3 protein-coding genes are annotated in these 3,491 nt (G+C 41.7%); all 3 read right to left on the reverse strand.

What is annotated here, in order from left to right:
* The coding region (locus tag H6S82_RS24600) for a DUF3386 family protein (protein ID WP_191056859.1) at nt 1-530 on the reverse strand (530 nt) is incomplete at its 3' end.
* A gap of 71 nt (nt 531-601) precedes the next feature.
* The gene (locus tag H6S82_RS24605) at nt 602-2,959 is read right to left on the reverse strand and encodes a response regulator (protein ID WP_190469311.1); all 2,358 of its coding nucleotides are present in this window, start codon (nt 2,957-2,959) and stop codon (nt 602-604) included.
* A gap of 8 nt (nt 2,960-2,967) precedes the next feature.
* Nucleotides 2,968-3,491, reverse strand: a 524-nt coding sequence (locus tag H6S82_RS24610) for a response regulator (protein ID WP_191056860.1), incomplete at its 5' end; no start/stop codon positions are given.

A 3,491-nucleotide genomic window follows, 5' to 3' on the forward strand; every position in this document is an offset into this window, starting at 1 on the left:
TCGTAGGTATCCTCAAATTCGAGTTCTTTGGCAAGTTCACCAGTTTGAGCGTTGCGAAAGACAGCATCGTAGCGGGTGGAAACGTAGCCTTCGCTTGTGTCGAGGCTTTGATGGGTGTTGATGGTGAAAGCTAATCTACCCATTACCCGGCTGACTTGACAAATTTCCGTGCCTCTGATTTTGTAGTTCGAGCCCATTGCGTCGCCTTTGACGAGAATTTCGATCGCGCCTGTCGAGTCTGACTCGCCTACGCTAAACTGATTCTTGCCATGCGCTTGCTCAAAAGACGATCGTTTGCGGTGAGTCACTATATCTCTGAGTTGGGTGTAGATGCTCTGTTGTACTTCATCGTCTTCTACTCCCGTGACTTCAACGCTGAGGTCGCTATTAATGCGAATATTAGCAGTGTAAGCTTCATCACCTTGCTTGAGTTCGACATCCGCACTGTAGCCGGGAAACTTGCTGTCCCAGGTATAACGGTTTTCGTAAGCGGCTCGAAATAAATCGCTAGCACTCGTTTGCACAGTCACAGAAATCTCCTTGCAAGAATACTCTTTCCAGTTTATAGCAATCAAAAATTTTGGGAGATCTCGCAGACTTCTCAAAAAAGTTGGATATCGGAACTACTATATCCTGCCTGCTGTTGAATCAATTTGTGAATTAACTCAAACTGGTAGTTGTTTGCTAGGTCTGCAATAGCCCTGGCTATTTCGGCATTTTCTGGGGGAATTTGCTCGATTAACTTCAAGATATTATTGTCGTCACATCCAAGCGCGGCTTCATTTATTAGTTTTAGCAACTCTGTTGGTAATACGTTTAAATCTTCAGCGTTTAACTGAAAATTTGTGAACGAATTATTTGAAGCGTAAGCTGTTTGTTTTGATGGATTTGATCCGTCTTCATATAGATATTTTACACCTAAAAAATTGCCAATATTATCAAGCAAATGCTCTTGGTTAAATGGCTTACAAATAAAGTCATCGCACCCGCAATCTAAAATCATTTTTCGCTCTGTCTCGAAGGCGCTGGCTGTTAAGGCGATAATCGCAGTGGCTTTACCTTTAACAGTGCTTTTAATCTTTTGAGTAGCTACATAGCCATTCATCACCGACATTTGCATATCCATGCAAATCAGGTGCGGTTCCCAACTCTTCCAGAGTTCGATCGCCTCTTGTCCATTTTCGGCTTCTTTGACAGCAAAACCTATTGAAGTTAAGAGAGTCACCAGCAAAAGACGGCTCTCTGCAACATCATCAACCACCAAAATTCTATAAGTCGGTTGTGCTGGTGCTAAACCAATTACTTTACCTTTAGTTTCAGTATTTGGAATATTACAGAGATCGGGAATAGTAACGGGAATTTCAAATGCAAATATACTTCCCAAACCAACAGTACTGATGACTTTAATATCTCCTCCCATCAGTTGTACGAACTTGCGGCTAATCGGTAAACCCAATCCAGTTCCTTGCTGAAATTTTCGACCTATTTGTGTTTGTTCAAATGGTGCGAATAACTTGTCGATTTCGCCAGGGGCAATACCTGGGCCAGAGTCTTCTATTTCAAAATAAAGTCGATCCTTGTTACTGGTTGATTGTTCGTTTTCAGTTGTCGTTCGTGATGAGCGATTAATTTTCACCCGCAAACTTACATAGCCTTTTTGTGTGAATTTGATTGCGTTACCTAAAATGTTAATTAATACTTGGCGTAACTTACGTTCATCAATTTTAACTAATTTGGGTATGTCTGAAGCGCAATCAAAAATTAACTGCAATCCCTGGGATTGAGCTTTCAACCCAAACATATCCTTTATGCTGTCCAGCAGGTTAAATAAGTCAAAGTAGTTTTCATTCAAAGAGGTTATACCCGCTTCAATTTTGGACATTTCGAGAATGTCGTTAATCAGAGAGAGAAGGTGTTCGCCAGAGCGATTAATAATTTGGAGGTATTCTTGTTGCTGGCTTTTGAGGGAATAATCGCGAGCCAGCACCTGGCTGAAACCGAGAATGGCATTAAGAGGAGTACGCAATTCGTGGCTCATGGAAGCCAGAAATTCGCTCTTGGCGCGGTTAGCTGCATCTGCTGCCAATACAGCTTTTTGGAGTGTTTCTTCTACTTTTTTGCGATCGGTAATATCTTTAATTGTAGCAACGACAAAAAACTCTCCATCATCTCGTTGGAAGATGCCTCGCGTTACATCAACAATGACTTCCGCTCCGTCTTTACGATAAACTGTGAATTCTGCTTGATGATAATTTTGGTTATTTTTAATAAATTCTTGGTATTGTTGGAGTATCGTTGCCTTTGACTCAGCATCCAAATGGGAAAAATGCACGTTAGTAAATGGTTTCCCAATCAGTTCGGCTGGCTCAAATCCAAATAGTTTGGTGTAGGCTGGATTGACTTCTACTAAACATCCATTGAAATCGGTCAAACAAATTGCCACAGGGGCTGAATTTAAAATCGATCGCTTGAGGTTTTCGCTATTTCTCAACTGAATTTCAATTTGTCGCCGTTCGCGAATCTCTTCTTGGAGTAAAGCATTTTGTCTTGCCAGATCCTGAGACAGTTTACAGATTTTCAGTTGATTCTCGACTCGCGCCAGCACTTCTTCTAATTCAAAAGGCTTGGTGATGTAATCAACTCCACCTAAAGAAAAAGCTTTCACCTTATCGAATACTTCCCCTTTCGCGCTGATAAAAATAATCGGGATGTGGCTAGTTGCTACATCAGCTTTTAATTGGGTGCAAACTTCATACCCATCCGGTTTTGGCATCATAATGTCAAGCAATATCAGATCCGGAGGGTTTTCTTGGGCTGATTTGATAGCCAAGCTGCCATCTCGCGCCAGTCTAACGCGATAGCCGCGATCGCCCAAAAAGCCGCCCAACAAGCGTAGGTTATCTGGGGTATCGTCAACTACTAAAATATTAGCTGGGATATGCAATTGAGAAATGCTCATTTTTAAGTTTACTTCTGTAATTTTGCTTCTCCGATTAAATCTAATATAGTAGAATGATTGAAATCATTTATCAAAGCCTTCAGCGCTTCAGCTAAAGCTCGATCGTGAGTTGAAATTTCCTCAATAATGCTCTCCATCAAAATTGAGTCAAGGCTAATGGTGGCTTGTTCTAGACGCAGCATGAATTCGATCGGCAAAGCGGCAAGAGCAGCCGGAATCTGAATGTTAAAGTCAAGCTCGGTTGAGGTAGCGCCCAATCCGGACTCGTCATAGATATATCGCACCCCAAGGTATCTACTTATTATCTCAAAAATGTCTCTTTCTGTGAAGGGTTTGGGGATAAATTCATCGTAGCCTGCGCGTCGCGCAGTTTCTCTGTCTGTCTCGAAGCTACTGGCGCTGACGGCTACAATTTTGACACTTTTTAAATTTCCGTGTTTGACTTTCTCATGTTCCTGCGCTCTGATTTGTTGAACAGCTAAGTAGCCATTCATAACTGGCATATAGACATCCATAAAAATAAGTTCTGGTT

The organism is Planktothrix sp. FACHB-1355, from assembly GCF_014748295.1.
GTDB lineage: Bacteria > Cyanobacteriota > Cyanobacteriia > Cyanobacteriales > Aerosakkonemataceae > Aerosakkonema > Aerosakkonema funiforme_A.